Origin of the sequence: Halopseudomonas laoshanensis (assembly GCF_008365385.1) — a bacterium.
Lineage (GTDB): Bacteria > Pseudomonadota > Gammaproteobacteria > Pseudomonadales > Pseudomonadaceae > Halopseudomonas > Halopseudomonas laoshanensis.
The window spans coordinates 1-15,049 of the sequence record NZ_QOVF01000010.1; the positions used below are offsets into that span (position 1 = coordinate 1).

At 57.7% G+C, this 15,049-nt stretch carries 14 protein-coding genes; 4 read left to right on the forward strand and 10 right to left on the reverse strand.

Annotated elements, in window-relative coordinates:
* Positions 1-506: 506 nt before the first annotated feature.
* The 4 genes from pssA to DT594_RS17800 all read right to left on the reverse strand — a co-directional run bounded on the left by pssA (position 507) and on the right by DT594_RS17800 (position 4,749).
* Entirely contained in the window at positions 507-1,343 is an 837-nt protein-coding gene (gene pssA, locus DT594_RS17785; protein ID WP_246164681.1) for a CDP-diacylglycerol--serine O-phosphatidyltransferase, read from the reverse strand.
* Positions 1,344-1,468: 125 nt separating this feature from the next.
* Positions 1,469-2,485, reverse strand: a complete 1,017-nt coding sequence (ilvC, locus tag DT594_RS17790; RefSeq protein WP_096347924.1) for a ketol-acid reductoisomerase — start codon at positions 2,483-2,485, stop codon at positions 1,469-1,471.
* 48 nt (positions 2,486-2,533) lie between these two features.
* A complete protein-coding gene (gene ilvN / locus DT594_RS17795) occupies positions 2,534-3,025 on the reverse strand; it encodes an acetolactate synthase small subunit (RefSeq protein WP_022964492.1) in 492 nt (163 codons plus the stop codon).
* Positions 3,025-4,749 (reverse strand): acetolactate synthase 3 large subunit, encoded by a 1,725-nt coding sequence (locus DT594_RS17800; RefSeq protein ID WP_096347938.1) that lies wholly within the window; start codon positions 4,747-4,749, stop codon positions 3,025-3,027. The genes ilvN and DT594_RS17800 overlap by 1 nt, the downstream gene beginning before the upstream one ends.
* A 430-nt stretch (positions 4,750-5,179) precedes the next feature.
* Between DT594_RS17800 and DT594_RS17805 the strand changes: the two genes are divergently transcribed.
* Positions 5,180-5,620 (forward strand): DUF4124 domain-containing protein, encoded by a 441-nt coding sequence (locus tag DT594_RS17805; protein WP_149334397.1) that lies wholly within the window; start codon positions 5,180-5,182, stop codon positions 5,618-5,620.
* A 1-nt stretch (position 5,621) separates the two neighbouring features.
* Here the strand turns inward: DT594_RS17805 and DT594_RS17810 are convergent, their stop codons facing one another.
* Genes DT594_RS17810 through mrcB form a run of 3 tightly spaced genes read right to left on the reverse strand, consistent with a single transcriptional unit; the run spans position 5,622 to position 8,944 of the window.
* Positions 5,622-5,951 (reverse strand): YqcC family protein, encoded by a 330-nt coding sequence (locus DT594_RS17810; protein WP_246164682.1) that lies wholly within the window; start codon positions 5,949-5,951, stop codon positions 5,622-5,624.
* Positions 5,948-6,601, reverse strand: a complete 654-nt coding sequence (locus DT594_RS17815) for a tetratricopeptide repeat protein (RefSeq protein WP_149334505.1) — start codon at positions 6,599-6,601, stop codon at positions 5,948-5,950. Before DT594_RS17815 ends, DT594_RS17810 begins: the two co-directional genes overlap by 4 nt.
* Positions 6,602-6,622: 21 nt before the next feature.
* The gene (mrcB, locus tag DT594_RS17820; protein WP_149334398.1) at positions 6,623-8,944 is read right to left on the reverse strand and encodes a penicillin-binding protein 1B; all 2,322 of its coding nucleotides are present in this window, start codon (positions 8,942-8,944) and stop codon (positions 6,623-6,625) included.
* A 151-nt stretch (positions 8,945-9,095) separates the two neighbouring features.
* Here mrcB and DT594_RS17825 point away from each other — a divergent pair, with 151 nt between their 5' ends.
* The 3 genes from DT594_RS17825 to DT594_RS17835 all read left to right on the forward strand — a co-directional run bounded on the left by DT594_RS17825 (position 9,096) and on the right by DT594_RS17835 (position 12,128).
* Complete coding sequence (locus DT594_RS17825; protein WP_149334400.1) at positions 9,096-10,643, forward strand: bifunctional aminoglycoside phosphotransferase/ATP-binding protein; 1,548 nt, start codon at positions 9,096-9,098, stop codon at positions 10,641-10,643.
* A 232-nt stretch (positions 10,644-10,875) separates the two neighbouring features.
* The gene (locus DT594_RS17830; RefSeq protein WP_149334507.1) at positions 10,876-11,151 is read left to right on the forward strand and encodes a TfoX/Sxy family protein; all 276 of its coding nucleotides are present in this window, start codon (positions 10,876-10,878) and stop codon (positions 11,149-11,151) included.
* Positions 11,152-11,333: 182 nt separating this feature from the next.
* Entirely contained in the window at positions 11,334-12,128 is a 795-nt protein-coding gene (locus DT594_RS17835; RefSeq protein ID WP_149334402.1) for a cyclic nucleotide-binding domain-containing protein, read from the forward strand.
* 211 nt (positions 12,129-12,339) lie between these two features.
* Here the strand turns inward: DT594_RS17835 and DT594_RS17840 are convergent, their stop codons facing one another.
* Genes DT594_RS17840 through DT594_RS17850 form a run of 3 tightly spaced genes read right to left on the reverse strand, consistent with a single transcriptional unit; the run spans position 12,340 to position 15,041 of the window.
* On the reverse strand, positions 12,340-13,209 hold the full coding sequence (locus DT594_RS17840; RefSeq protein WP_149334404.1) for a ChaN family lipoprotein: 870 nt from the start codon (positions 13,207-13,209) through the stop codon (positions 12,340-12,342).
* Between the two features lie 9 nt (positions 13,210-13,218).
* Complete coding sequence (locus DT594_RS17845; RefSeq protein WP_149334406.1) at positions 13,219-13,983, reverse strand: heme ABC transporter ATP-binding protein; 765 nt, start codon at positions 13,981-13,983, stop codon at positions 13,219-13,221.
* Positions 13,983-15,041, reverse strand: coding sequence for a FecCD family ABC transporter permease (locus DT594_RS17850; protein WP_149334408.1), 1,059 nt, complete (start codon positions 15,039-15,041; stop codon positions 13,983-13,985). The genes DT594_RS17845 and DT594_RS17850 overlap by 1 nt, the downstream gene beginning before the upstream one ends.
* Between the last annotated feature and the right edge of the window lie 8 nt (positions 15,042-15,049).

Here is a 15,049-nt window from a genome sequence, read left to right on the forward strand (position 1 = left end):
GAGTAACTTGCTTAGGCTGATAATCTTTCGGATCATCAATCCCATAAGGCAAGCACCCACACGAATTACTTGATTCACATTGTTAAAGAGCGTTTCGGTCTGCGTTTCCGCTTAACCAAGGCCGCGTATCTTACGCTAACCTTCTAATCTGTCAAGCATTTTTGTGAGAATCTTGTTCATCACATCGCTGCTTGATCCGTCCCGAGAACAAAGCCTTTCTCGTGACCGGGAGGCGCATTCTACAGGAGCCAAAACCCCTGTCAACCGCTTCCGTGAAACTTCGCTGACTTAACTCAGCGCCTGGAAAAGTGATCCTGCCGACCTTCCCAGTGAGCGGCGCATTCTACGCTACTCGTCTGCCCTGTCAACCGCTAAATTATCGCTAACTTATTGATTGTAAAGCGCTTTATACAAAGCACCCCGTTTGGGCAGACGCGCATTATAGGGGCTATGAAAAAACCGTCAAGGGTTAATTGACGGTTTCTTAGAAGAAACAGCGAAACGCCTTATGCCTCGGGCGTAACCTTCTGCTTGGTGCGCCAGCGCCACAACGCCTGGATTGGGCCGGATACGGTATAAGCGATGAAGATAAACCACAGAATCCGCGATGGGTCGGTAGAAATGATCGCGAATACCAGCACTACCAGCAAAATGACGAAAAACGGCACTCGCCCCTTCAGATCCAGATCCTTGAAGCTGTAATAACGCACGTTGCTGACCATCAGCAGACCAGCCAACGCGGTCAGGACACCGACCAGGAAGCTGATATCGCCACCATCGATGCCGAAATCGCTCAACGCCCAGACCATACCCGCAACCAGGCCTGCAGCTGACGGACTGGCGAGCCCGGTAAAGAAGCGCTTGTCCTCAGTCTCGTCACCAATATGCGTATTGAAGCGCGCGAGGCGCAGCGCCGCACCTGCCAGGTAGATGAACGAGAAGACCCAGCCTACTTTGCCCAGATCAGCCAGCGCCCAGGAAAAGACGACCAACGCCGGCGCTACACCGAAGGCAACCATATCCGACAGCGAGTCGAACTCGGCACCAAACGCGCTCTGGGTATTGGTCATGCGAGCTACCCGACCATCCAGCCCGTCCAGCACCATCGCCACAAAGATAGCGATGGATGCATTAGCGAAGTTGCCGTCCATCGCACTGACGATGGCGTAGAAACCGGAGAACAGCGCGGCGGTGGTAAACAGATTGGGAAGCAAGTAAATGCCGCGATGTCTGATTTTCTTGCCATCAGGGCCAGGTACTTCTTCTATGTGTTCATCGATGGGCAGTATGCCGTGGGCCGCATCCATATCATCCTTTGGGTCGTGCTCTTGCTTATCGATCATGAGATTACCTTGCCGCATTAACAGAATAACAGTGTGGCAACTGAACTGAAGGTTTACCAGCCCGTTATCACCGTGCACAAAAAACGCGGCCTTGGCCGCGTTCTCTTTGACTGATGCAGTACAGCTTAGTTCTTGGATTTATCCACGATCTTGTTCGCGGAGATCCAAGGCATCATGCCACGCAGCTTTTCACCGACCTGTTCGATCGGATGCGCCGCGTTCAGACGACGGGCAGCCGTCATGGACGGATAGTTGTGCGCGCCTTCAGCGATAAACATCTTCGCGTACTCGCCGGATTGAATGCGTTTGAGTGCATTGCGCATGGCTTCACGGGATTCAGCGTTGATCACTTCAGGACCGGTAACGTACTCACCGTATTCGGCATTGTTCGAGATCGAGTAGTTCATGTTGGCGATACCGCCTTCATACATGAGGTCAACGATCAGCTTCAGCTCGTGCAGGCATTCGAAGTAGGCCATTTCGGGCTCGTAACCAGCCTCGACCAGCGTTTCGAAACCAGCCTTGACCAGTTCGACAGCGCCACCACAAAGAACCGCCTGCTCACCGAACAGGTCGGTTTCAGTCTCGTCCTTGAAGGTAGTCTCGATAATGCCGGTACGGCCGCCGCCCACGCCGGAAGCGTAAGACAGAGCGAGATTCTTGGCATTGCCGGAAGCGTCCTGGAATACAGCGATCAAATCAGGAATACCGCCACCCTTGGTGAACTCGGTACGCACTGTGTGGCCTGGGGCCTTGGGTGCGATCATGATCACGTCCAGATCCTTGCGCGGCACGATCTGGTTGTAGTGAATGGCAAAACCGTGAGCGAAGGCCAGTGTTGCGCCCTGCTTCAGGTTCGGCTCGATCTCGTCGCGATACAGCTGGGACTGGAACTCGTCCGGGGTCAGGATCATGACCACATCGGCAGCGGCAACGGCGGAAGCTACGTCAGTCACCTTGAGACCATGGGCCTCAGCCTTGGCGACAGTGGAAGAGCCGCTGCGCAGACCTACGGTGACATCAACACCTGAATCCTTCAGGTTGCAGGCGTGTGCATGGCCTTGCGAACCGTAACCGATGATGGCTACTTTCTTGCCCTGGATGATGCTCAGATCACAATCTTTATCATAATAAACGTGCATGAAATTCCCCTGTTTCCTGTTCAGGCCCTAGCGGACCCGCTGTCTAAATTAGATGCTAAGCACTTTTTCGCCACGGGCAATGCCCGATACGCCGGTGCGCACCACCTCGATGACCGTGGTCGGGCCAACTGCTTCAATAAAGCTGTCCAGCTTGTCAGAGGTGCCAGCCAGTTGCACGGTATACACGCTGCTGGTCACATCGACAATCTGACCGCGGAAGATATCAGTGGTCCGCTTGACCTCGGCGCGCTGGGCTCCGGTAGCCTTGATCTTCACCAACATCAGCTCGCGCTCGATGTGCGATCCCTCGGACAGATTCACCAGCTTGACGACCTCAATCAGCTTATTGAGGTTCTTGGTGATCTGCTCGATGACTTCGTCATGCCCTACCGTGGTCAACGTCAGACGCGACAAGGTCGGATCTTCGGTCGGCGCAACGGTCAGGGTTTCGATATTGTAGTTACGCTGGGAGAACAGCCCGACAACGCGGGACAAGGCACCAGGCTCGTTTTCCAGCAATACGGAAATAATGTGTCTCATCACGTGCGCTCCGTCTTGCTCAGCCACATATCGCGCATGGATCCATCCTTGATATGCATTGGGTATACGTGCTCGGAGTTATCGACGCGAATATCCATGAACACCAGCTGCTTGGTGTTGGCAAACGCCTGCTCCATGGCCGGCTTTAGGTCTTCCAGCTTGTCTACGCGCATACCAACATGCCCATAGGACTCAGCCAGCTTGACGAAATCCGGCAGCGACTCCATATAGGAATGCGAGTGACGACTACCGTACTGCATGTCCTGCCACTGGCGAACCATGCCCAGCGCCTGGTTATTCAGCGTGATGATCTTGACCGGCAGATCGTATTGCAGGCAGGTAGAGAGCTCCTGAATATTCATCTGGATACTGCCCTCACCCGTCACGCAGGCAACTTGCGCATCGGGATAATGCAGCTTGACGCCCATCGCCGCTGGCAGACCAAAACCCATGGTGCCGAGACCGCCGGAATTGATCCAGCGATTGGGCTTGTCAAACGGATAGTACTGAGCCGCAAACATCTGGTGCTGGCCCACGTCGGAGGTCACATAGGCATCGCCCTTGGTCACTTCCCACAGAGTTTCGATAACCGTTTGCGGTTTGATGATCGAACCATCCCCTTCGTTATAGGGGAACATGCGACCTTCGCCGCGCCATTCGCCAATCTGCTTCCACCAACTGGTCAAGGCTTCCTTAGCCGGGCGCAGATTGTGCTCTTTGACCATCGCGACCATTTCAGTCAGAACGCTATCAACTGGGCCAACAATAGGCACGTCGGCACGGATGGTTTTGGAGATGGACGCAGGATCGATGTCGACGTGAATGACCTTGGCGTTAGGGCAGAACTTGCTCGCGCCGTTAATAACGCGGTCATCAAAGCGTGCACCGACGCACAGAATCACATCGCTGTGGTGCATGCTGACGTTGGCGGTGTAACTGCCATGCATGCCCAGCCAACCGATAAACTGCGGATCAGTACCCGGGTAAGCGCCCAGACCCATCAGCGTATTGGTAACCGGCACACCCAGCTCACGCGCCAGTTCGGTCAGTTGTGCAGCGGCACCGCCAAGAATAACGCCGCCACCGGAATAGATGATCGGGCGCTTGGCCTCGACCAGCAGGTCCAGCGCTTTGCGAATCTGGCCGGAGTGACCGCGAACAGCGGGATTGTAGGAGCGCAGCTTGACCTTCTTCGGGTAGCTGTACTCGAACTTCTCCGCCGGGTTGGTCATATCCTTCGGAATATCCACGACCACGGGACCAGGGCGACCGCTCTGGGCAATGTAAAAGGCTTTCTTGATGACTTCCGGAATTTCCCGCGGGTCCTTGATCATGAAGCTGTGCTTCACGATAGGGCGAGAAATACCGACCATGTCGGTTTCCTGGAAAGCATCTGTACCGACCATGTTACTGGCGACCTGGCCAGACAGAATCACCATCGGAATGGAATCCATGAACGCCGTGGCGATGCCGGTAATGGTATTGGTTGCGCCTGGACCGGAGGTGACCAGCACCACGCCGGCCTTGCCGGACGCGCGCGCGTAGCCATCAGCCATATGTGCGGCCGCTTGCTCATGACGCACCAGAATATGCTCGACATCGTCCTGGCGGAAGATCGCATCGTAGACGTGCAACAGGGCACCGCCCGGATACCCGTATATATATTTAACACCCTCGTCACGCAATGAGCGGACGACCATCTCAGCGCCGGATAAAAGCTCCACTTTAGAATCACCTCTAGCTTGCCACTCGCCATCTGGACGGTAGCAGGGTACCTGTTTACTGCTCGGCAGAGCATTGACAACGGTGGTCGTCATGCATCAGCTTGACTACGTGCAATGGAGGCAGGCTCTATGTAGATGCCAGAGCCGCCTCACCCAGCGCGAGGTAGCGCGTGCGGGTGCCAGGCCAGGGGTCGGCGGGTTTCGCCACCTGGATTGAGCAACAAAGCCAGCTGACCCGGAGACCGTGTGGGTTCCGTTAACAGCCTGCTTATGTGAACCACGAATTGTTTACACTCGGAAGCGACAAGTCAAGCCAAGTTAGACAAAAGCCGCACATCCAGGGCCTGTCAAATACACAGCTCGTGTCCATTTTTGCAAGATTGGCTATAGTAGCGGTTCTCGACACCTTTAACGCAGGGATGGAAACCGCATGTACAAGACGCTCGTTGCTCTGACTTTTGGCCTGCTTAGCAGCGTGGCCGTGGCAGAACAAATGTATCGCTGGGTGGATGATCAGGGCGTACCCCAGTTCGGACAACAGCCACCGGAAGGTAAAAGCTATCAGCGTGTGGATATCACTGCCTCCCCCCCTCCAGGTGGAGCCTTGCGTGAACCGGCGCCGCTGCCCTCCCGGGATGCAAACCCCGAAGAAGACCAGCAGTCCGAGATACAGGCCAAGGCAGATAAAGCTGCAGAGGCCAAGCGGCTCGAGCAATGCACGCAGTTACAGGCCAATTTGCGGACGCTGGAAACCAACCCGCGGCTCAGCCGCACCAATGACGCTGGCGAAGTGGAAAGAATCGGTGAAGATGAGCGTCAAGAGCTGATCGCAAAAGCCAAAGCGGATCTGGAAAACTATTGCAAAAACTGAATCAGGTGAGCTGGCGCGACAGCTGATCAATACGCGCCAGCAGCAACAGTAGTGGTTGCTGGCGACGCCCCAAATGGACAAAAGCCTGCTCGCCCATCGGGGCAAGTTGAGCCGCTCCCGGCAACAATCCGCGCTGGGCGATCAGATCGCTCATGCGCGGCACAAATACCCATTGCAGCCATTCTTCGAAGTCCAGCGTGTCAACGCAAAACGGCTCACCGCTGGCCAGCCGCCGTGCGTCCGGCGGCTCCACTGTCCACATCTGCAATGCGCGAAGCTCGCGCTCCAGATCAATCAGCGCCTGAGCCATCTCACCCCAGGGCCGGCTCACAGATTAACGCGAGCCCGTTGCCGTGCTTCGGCAGCGCCTGACGCATTACCCATTTGCTCGCGGGCCTGAGCAATCAGCTCCCACAACCCGGCCTGCAACGGCGGCCGTCCCGCGGCAAACGACAGTCCGCGTTGCGCCATCTGTTCGGCTTGCGCGGCGTTACCCTGAGCAAGACGCACCTGCGCCAGGCGATAAAACACCTGAGGCTCGCGCGGTGCAATGCGCATGGCTCGCTCGAGACTTGACGAAGCACCACCAAGATCACCGCGGGACTGCTGATCCCGTGACACGGTTAACAACGCCAGCACCGGCCCGTCGAGCTGCTCGTCCTGCTGCAGCCCTCCATTCTGGCTGCCCGCCGGAGCCCCGGAAGAGGAGCCTGAGGAGTTTCCCTGCTGAGACGATGGCTGCGCGTCGATCGGATAGGACTCGATAGGCTGCGAGCCCCCCGTCTGATCAGGAATCATCACCACCACAGCGCCATTTTCTTCCAGCTGAGGCTGCTGCGCAGGCGGCACCATGCCCGCCCCGGCCTGCATGGTTTCATCAGACACATCACGCCCGGAATCCACCACCGGAATTGACCCGCCACCGCCGGCACAACCTGCCAGGAAAACGATCAGGCCGGCCAACAGGCCCATTTTATTCATCATTTTTACATCCTCTTCCATTTATTGCAGCCAGCCGCGAATCGTATCCAGCACCTTATTGGCGCCTTCCTTCAGGCCTTCAGTATCAATCAACTCCCGACAGCCCGGCCCCGGTAATGGCTCATAGCCGGAGCGAAAAGGTGCCTGAACTGCACCGGGACAGCTTTGATCGCTACCAAGCCCAGTGGTTTCATCGATCCACGCCATGGTCACTCCGGCGGGTGGTGCGTTGGACAAGCTGCGTGGGTAGGCTTGCCCCATGAAGGCGTTCCACACCTGCAGGGCGCCCGAAGCGCCCGTCAGGCGCGTAGGTCCATTATCATCCCTGCCTAGCCAACTCACCGCAACCAGATCATCAGAAAAGCCGGCAAACCAGCTGTCACGCAGATCATTGGTGGTACCTGTCTTGCCAGCCAGCCTGACGTCAGAGGCCACATGATTGTATGCGGAGCGACCCGTGCCCTGAGTCATCGCCCGGCTCATACCCTCCTGCAACAAATAGATAGTGGCCGGATCAAAACGTTGCTGCGTCTCGAAAGGATACGGCCGCAAAGGCTCGCCCTCGGCATCCAAAACGTTGCGAATCGCGCGTAACGGTGTGCTGTAGCCTCCAGTGGCAATGGTCTGGAACATGTCGGTAACCTGCATCGGTGTCATCGCGCCCGACCCTAGCAGCATCGCCGGCAAGGGCCGCCAATCGTGTTTTACCCCCAGACGTTCGACTGTTCTCAATACTTCGGGCACACCGACATCCATGCCTATGCGCACTGCCGCCTGGTTATAGGAGTTCGCTAACGCCTTGTGTAGCGGGACCCAGCCATGGCTGGTGCGATCATAGTTTTGCGGTGTCCAGGTCTTGCCCGGCTCTGCCTGCAGGGTAATGGGTTCGTCTTCAATCAATGTGGTCAATGAATATTGCTGCGGCTTTTCCAGCGCAGTGAGATAGATCGCTGGTTTGATCAACGAGCCAATCGGACGCGACGCGTCCAGGGCCCGGTTGAAGCCGGAATAGCGCGGATCCTTGCCGCCCACCAGTGCCAGCACCTCGCCGGCCTGCGCGCTGGTTACCACCATGGCCGCCTCAATCGGTATGTCACCTTCAGCAGGACCAAGCCGCTTGACGGTCGACTGCACCGCTTTTTCTGCCTTGTTCTGCAACAGAGGATCAAAGCTGGTGAAAATGCGCAGACCTTCGCTGGTCAGGTCTTCATCCCGATAGTCTTCCTTGAGCTGGCGTTTGACCAGATCCATAAAGGCTGGATAGCTGGTGTCGGCCATACTGCCGCGCACCGACACATCCAGATCCTGCTTCTGCGCTTCTGCAGCCAGCTCCGGACTGATCATGCCCTGCTCGGCCAACATGCCGATCACCAGGTCCCGCCGCGCTTTGGCCCGCTCGGTGTGCCGCCGCGGGTTGTAATAGGAAGGTCCCTTGACCATAGCTACCAGCAACGCGACCTGATGCAGTTGCAGTTCATGCAGCGGCTGGGCGAAGTAATACTGACTGGCCAGGCCAAAACCATGCACGGCGCGGCGCCCGTCCTGACCGAGGAATACCTCGTTCAAATAGGCTTCGAGAATTTCTTCCTTGGAATAATGCAGCTCCAGCAACACGGCCATGATGGCTTCTGTGCCTTTTCGCAACAGGCTGCGCTCACTGGTAAGGTAGAAGTTCTTCACCAGTTGCTGAGTCAGCGTACTGCCGCCCTGCACTACCCCACCGGCCACCATATTCACATACATGGCCCGCGCGATGCCTTTGGGCGACACACCGAAATGCTGGAAATAGTCTCTATCTTCGGTAGCGATCAGCGCCTCAACCAGATACGGCGGCGTCTGATCCAGGCGCACCAGAATGCGGTCTTCGTTGTGCGCGGGATAGATGCCTCCGATCATCAACGGCTCCATGCGCGCCATCACCGGGTCGTTACTACCTGACAGCGCAGCCACTTGGCGTCCGTTGAAGCGCACACTCAAGCGCTGCGAGGGCTCCGTGCCTTCAAAAAACTGAAATCCGCGAGTATGCACATCAACCTGACTTGCTGATGCGGACATCTGACCCGGCTGGCGAACTGCAGACGACGTCCGATAGCCCAGTGCGGACAGTTCAGCAATAAAGTCATCACGACTCAATTGCTGGCCGACGTACAGCTCCAGCGGCCTGGCAAACACTTTCGCCGGCACAGCCCAGCGCTTGCCGGAGAACTTCTCCTGCACCACTGCATCCAGATAAATAGTCAGACCTGCCAATAACACCAATCCAACCAGACCCAACTTGATCATCAGGCCCGACCAGCGACGCCAGAAACCCTGCTTTTTGCTTGCCTTGCGTTTTCTAGCCATATTTCCCTACACCGTAACTTTCATCATTACCCTGGCTGCAACCAGCATGGGACCAATGCCGTCATTAAATGAACTGACACCTGTTCAAGGTTGGACTCTGCTTCACCAACCCGCATAATGCCTCCTTTGCCTGTCAAAGCAAGGATATACCGTGAGCCAGACACTGCTTAAAGCACTGCAGAATCCCGACCTCTATGACCATCCCGTCAGCGGTTTCACCGTGATAGAGACGCATATCTCCTGGGTGCTGCTGACCGGCGACTTCGTCTACAAAATCAAGAAGCCGGTCAATTTCGGCTTTCTCGACTATTCAAGCCTTGAGCAGCGCGAGCACTTCTGTCATGAAGAGGTGCGTCTGAACCGTCGCCTGGCGCCAGACCTGTACCTGGGCGTGGTAGCGGTGCATGGCACTGAGACCGCCCCCAGCCTCAATAGTGACGGACCGGTTATCGAATATATGGTCAAGACCCGGCAGTTCAAACAGGAGGACCTGTTGGGTAACCTGCAGCGCGCCGGCGCCCTGACCACAGACCATATCGACAGCCTGGCCACCCGACTCGCCAGCTTTCACCAACAAATTGACCATGCCCCGCTGGATAGCCCCTGGGGTGAGCCGGACAACCTGCACGCGCCGGTAGCCGACAACTTCAACCACATTCGACCGCTGCTGCGCGAGGCCAGCGACCTGGCGCAACTCGATCAGTTGGAACAGTGGGCGCATACTACCTTCCAACGCCTGATTCCCCAACTGGCACAACGCAAGGCCGACGGTTTTGTACGTGAGTGTCACGGTGATATCTATCTGGACAATGTCACCCTCATCGACGGGCAAGTGACTCTGTTTGACGGCATTGAGTTCAATGAGGCCTTCCGCTGGACCGATGTGATGGGCGATGTCGCTTTCATGGTCATGGACCTTGAAGACCGCGGCCTGACGCAATTGGCCCAGCGCTTTCTCAATGGTTATCTGGAGCACACCGGCGATTATGCAGGCCTGGCGTTGCTTGACTATTACAAGGCCTACAGAGCGATGGTCCGCGCCAAGGTCGCACTGCTGCGTCTGACCCAGGACGGCGTAAGCGAGGCAGAGCGGCAGGAAGTATTGGGTCGGTACCATAGCTACACCGATCTGGCCGAACGTTACACCCATGTGCCACTGCGCTTTGGACTACTGACCCATGGCATCTCCGGCTCAGGTAAAAGCACGGTAGCGCTGCATCTGGTCGAGCAATTAGGCGCGATACGTATCCGCTCCGACGTTGAACGCAAACGGCTGTTCGGCGCGGAGGGTAGCGGCGAGCTGAATACGGGGCTGTACGCGCCGGAACGCAGCGAGCAAACCTACGCGCGCCTGGCCGGCCTGGCGAGCCAGATTCTGGCCGCAGGTTATCCGGTGATCGTCGATGCAACCAACTTGAAACAGGCACAGCGCAGCATCCTGCGCCAGGCGGTTGAGGACCAGGGCGCGCCCTGTCTGATTCTGCACTGCGATGCGCCACTGGAGACCATCGAAACCTGGATGCAGAAGCGTCGGGAAGACGGGCGCGATCCGTCTGACGGCGACATCGACATTGCTCGCCAACAAAAGGCGCACGCCGAGGAGCTCACGCAGGAAGAGCAACCCATCAGCCTGCAAGTAGCCACCGACAGCACCGAAAGCATGGCCAAACTGGTTACGCAATTGCGCCAGCGCTTCTGAAGAAGGTATCACGCGGCTTCTCAGCCGCGCTGTGAGTGAGCCCTGGCTGTACGTCCAGGCCGGGGCGCACTACACTCAATCCGGGGACCAATAAAAACAAGCCCGGATCATCTTATGCCAATACCATTACCGACCGTCGTCGGCACCATTCTGTCTGCCCTGTCCGCTCAACTGCGCCTCCCTCCTCTTGCCGGCATTTTGCTGCGTTGCTATTCAGCAGGAGAACGCCATGATCAATGACGAGCTGCTGACCCTGCGTAATCTGGGCAAAACCTCTGCCCAATGGCTGCATGCTACCGGTATTCACAATCGCGCTGACTTGAGCCAGCGCGGCCCGGTGGGCGCCTATTGCGCGGTAAAAGCGCGCGGCTTCAGGGCTTCGAAGTCACTGATGTTCGCGATTGCGGGGGCGCTGGAAGATGTGCACTGGAATGAACTTGACCCCCGGTACAAGGAAGAGCTGCTTGCTCAGCTTGAGCAGCAACAGGCGCACGAGTCCTCGACCTAAGAAAGGCGACCCAGCTCACATTGCGATACTAGACAGCTTGCCTGCCTGCAACCGGCAATTTATGTTGGCAGTCTCTGGGTGCACTACAGTATCTTATGGCATAGCCGCTGAGTTTACCGGGTGCCTGTAACACCGCAGCTGACACCCCGGCAAGGTGGAATAAACATAAAAGGAATTCGTCTATGTACCTTATCGGTGACCAGCCTCCCTACGCTGAAAAGCTTATCAATGCCTTGCAACGTATTCCCGAGCAGCTGCTTCAGGGGTTAGCCCCCTGTGGTCCACCCATTGAGCTCGATGCGGTTGCGGACTTGTACCAGCACATTGGCAACAACCGTATCTACCTGCTGCAAAGCGGCTTGCTGCATGCCGAAATAGAAGACAAGCCGATTTTCTACGTCCAGGAAGGCGATTTGATTGGCCTGCGCCAGGGCCTTAACACCGCCCCCTGTACGTACAAGAGTGAAGAACCGCTGGTGCTGTTACCCTTTGATCGCGAAGCCCTGTTCAAGCACATCCATGCCAGCAGCCAGCGTCAGGAGCAGTTCACCCAATATATTCTTGGCCAGGCGGCATTGATGTCCGATGCGCTAGCGCATAGCCGCCCACCGGAAGTGCGTCCGGTAACAGGCTTTCAACACTTCCCGGCGGGCGCAGAACTGATTCGCCAGGGCGACGATGCCGATCACGTGTTCATCATTACCGAAGGCCATGCCGAAGCCTTCGTTGAAGGCATCAAGGTCGGTGACGTGCAAAAGGATGAGATCTTTGGCGCCATGGCGCTGTTTACCCGGGAAAAGCGCTCGGCCACTGTGACCGCCAGCGCCCCGACCACCGTGATGATGATCCCCAAGGAGCAGTTCCTGGCATTGATGCAGAGCAACCCACGCATCGCGCATAGTCTGATCGAAAGTATGGCGCGGCGTATTGATCTGATGAACAAGGAACTGACCCACTACAAGCAGGCTGCAAAATAATTCGCATTAGCCCTTGACGTGAGAATGAGAATCTATATCATTAGCAACAAGTCGTCGCGAGATGACTTGTTGATAACAGCTTGCTCCAAGCGGTTATCTCCTCATCAGGCTAATCACGGATTAGGCCCGCTCATTGAGCGGGCCATTTTTTTGCCTGATCGACAGCTGTTTTTGCGCCTTCCACAGAGCGCGCCCAGTCTGAACCCCAGACCTATTCCCATCCCGCACAATAATCCTGCGCCGGCAAAGCCGCAGTCAGCCAGACCAGGTCAGCTTGTTCAGACCCAGGTAACGGCTTGCCCGCCTCGACCATGATCAGCGTCAAAGGCTTCTCGGTGTTTGCGTTGTGCCAGTGCAGCGCCAACCCCAGATCCTTGCGCGCATGTACGCTGCCCACCAATATCACTGCGGGCGTGGCTGCGCTGCCGAGCACCTGCGCCATCCGTTGATCGCGCCCTTGTTGCACCGCCAGCATCGCGGGGTAATGCTCCTGCGGCAGGCGGTCACAATGAGATTGGGCAATCATTTCGAGCAGCGCGGTGCGCGCTTGTTCGTCATAAACATCGCTGTTCGTGGGCGGCTGTTGATATAGGCCGCGTATTTCAGTGTCGGTCAAATTGGCCGGCACCAGTGCATCAGCATGCTTCAACGCCCAACGCACGATCGGCCCGTATAACGCCCAGTCCCAACCCTCAGCCCAATTCAGGCTGGCCGCCAGCATTTGCTGATCGGGCAAGGCATTGTGCTTTTGCAGTGCCTCTACCGCCGGCTGTTGATCGGCGTCGAGCATTTCCAGCGCCACCGTGGCCTGGTCGCGCCGTTGCGCCAAAGCCTCCAGCAACCACAACTGCAACGCATGATGATCCGGATTGTCATGCTGCTCGCCCAGCACCAGATAGTCCGCCGCGGCCAGGCGCGGTAGCAACGCCTGCGGGCTGTGCCATTCGCCGCTGGCGGTATCGAGTATGCGGCCGACATTGGGCTCATCATGCCCCTTCGGGCTGATCCAATCGGGCAATGTCTGCGCGCCAAGCGCGGGAGCAACGATCAACATCAGCACGGCAACCAAGCGCCGACCCATAAGCACTCCTCAAACGATAATCAGTGGACAATTCTGCTGTGGGTGTTGCTCGACGCGCACGGCGACGTTGAACACCTGCTGAATGCGAGCGGCCTCAAGCACCTGCCACGGCGACCCCAGCGCCGCCGTGGTTCCCCGATCCAGCATCAGCAGGCGGTCAGCGTAACGCGCGGCCAGATTCAGATCATGCAGCACCAACATCACCGCGCCGCCGCGTTGGGCTACCTGCCGCGCCTGTTCGAGAATCAATTGCTGATGAGCCAGATCCAGTGACGCAGTCGGCTCGTCAAGCAACAGGCAAGCTTGCTCACCGGCATCCCAAATCTGCGCCAGCACTCGGGCCAGATGTACTCGCTGGCGTTCGCCGCCGGACAATGCCAGGTAGCTGCGGCCGCGCAAATGCGCCACATCGGCTGCCAGCATCGCTTCGCCAATAATCTGCGTATCGCGCTGGCGTCCGCTGTTATGCGGCAAGCGACCCAGCGCGACAACATCTTCAACGCTGAACGCGAATGCCAGAGAAGAGGATTGCGGTAACACGGCAAGACACCGAGCGCGCTCCAGCGCCGGCCAACTGCTGAGGGCGCGGCCAGCCAGATGAATGCTGCCGCTGAAAGCCGGAAGCTCATTGCTCAGCGTCGCCAACAAGGTGCTTTTACCTGCGCCGTTGGTGCCCAGCACGGCGAGCACTTCACCAGAGCGTAACTCGAAATCGATGCCGCGAAGAATCTCGCAGCCCCCGCGCGCGCAGCTCAGCTGTGAGACTTGCAGCATTACAAGCCTCCCCGCCGCTGCGCCCGCAGCAATAGCGCGAGAAAAAATGGGCCACCCAGCAGCGATGTAAGAATGCCAATGGGCAACTCGGCGGGGGCTATCACCAGCCGCGCTACGACATCAGCCAACAACAGCAGCGCCGCGCCAAGCAGCATCGATGCGGATAGAACCCGGCGGTGATCCGGGCCGAGCAACAGCCGCACCAGGTGCGGGACCACCAGCCCGACAAACCCGATCAGCCCCGCCACTGCAACACAGGCGCCAACGCCCAGCGCGGTGAGCAGTATCAGTTCGCGCTTGACCCGCTCCACCTCTATACCCAGATGCCGCGCTTCCGATTCGCCCAGCAGCAACGCATTCAAAGCGCATGCCTGGCGTGGCAGGCGCCAGCCGATCAAGGCGCAGCACAGCGCCAGCACAGCTACTCGCTCGTAGCTGGCTGCGCCCAGACTGCCCATATTCCAGAAGATCAGCGTGCGCAGCATGCGGTCATCGGCAAGGTAGCTCAGCAGCCCGATCAGGGCGCCGCTGATGGCCGCTATGGCGATACCTGCGAGCAACATGCTCGCCACCGAGGTGCCCTGAGCGGTTTGCCCGAGACGATAGACCAGTAATGTCGTCGCCACTCCGCCGATAAAGGCTCCGGCGACGGTCAGATATGGCAGCAGTGCATCCGGCAAACCCACCGCCACCCAAGCGCCCAGCACTATCATTAATGCGGCACCCAGCGCCGCACCGCTAGACACACCGATCAAGCCCGGATCGGCCAATGGATTACGAAACAGGCCCTGCATGACGGCGCCGGTCAATGCCAGGGTGGCGCCCACCAGCAAACCCATCAGCGTACGCGGCAAGCGAATCTGCTCGATAATCAGTTGGCTGTCGGCAGGCACTGAAAACGACGCTGAAAACGGCCACAGCATGCTGATCAACACTTGCAGGCTTTCCAGCAGGGGAATAGCCACGGCGCCCAGCGTCAGCGACAGCGCTGTCGCAATCAGCAACAGCACCACCAATATGATCATGATCACCGGCCTTAACCGGGGAGCCGCTTCCATCCGTTACT

What these genes read in the sequence shown, in the direction of transcription:
- pssA (WP_246164681.1), bottom strand. Translation starts at nt 1,343, where the DNA reads ATGATCGATAAGCAAGAGCACGACCCAAAGGATGATATGGATGCGGCC.
- ilvC (WP_096347924.1), bottom strand. Translation starts at nt 2,485, where the DNA reads ATGCACGTTTATTATGATAAAGATTGTGATCTGAGCATCATCCAGGGC.
- ilvN (WP_022964492.1), bottom strand. Translation starts at nt 3,025, where the DNA reads ATGAGACACATTATTTCCGTATTGCTGGAAAACGAGCCTGGTGCCTTG.
- DT594_RS17805 (WP_149334397.1), top strand. Translation starts at nt 5,180, where the DNA reads ATGTACAAGACGCTCGTTGCTCTGACTTTTGGCCTGCTTAGCAGCGTG.
- DT594_RS17815 (WP_149334505.1), bottom strand. Translation starts at nt 6,601, where the DNA reads ATGAATAAAATGGGCCTGTTGGCCGGCCTGATCGTTTTCCTGGCAGGT.
- mrcB (WP_149334398.1), bottom strand. Translation starts at nt 8,944, where the DNA reads ATGGCTAGAAAACGCAAGGCAAGCAAAAAGCAGGGTTTCTGGCGTCGC.
- DT594_RS17835 (WP_149334402.1), top strand. Translation starts at nt 11,334, where the DNA reads ATGTACCTTATCGGTGACCAGCCTCCCTACGCTGAAAAGCTTATCAAT.
- DT594_RS17840 (WP_149334404.1), bottom strand. Translation starts at nt 13,209, where the DNA reads ATGGGTCGGCGCTTGGTTGCCGTGCTGATGTTGATCGTTGCTCCCGCG.
- DT594_RS17845 (WP_149334406.1), bottom strand. Translation starts at nt 13,983, where the DNA reads ATGCTGCAAGTCTCACAGCTGAGCTGCGCGCGCGGGGGCTGCGAGATT.
- DT594_RS17850 (WP_149334408.1), bottom strand. Translation starts at nt 15,041, where the DNA reads ATGGAAGCGGCTCCCCGGTTAAGGCCGGTGATCATGATCATATTGGTG.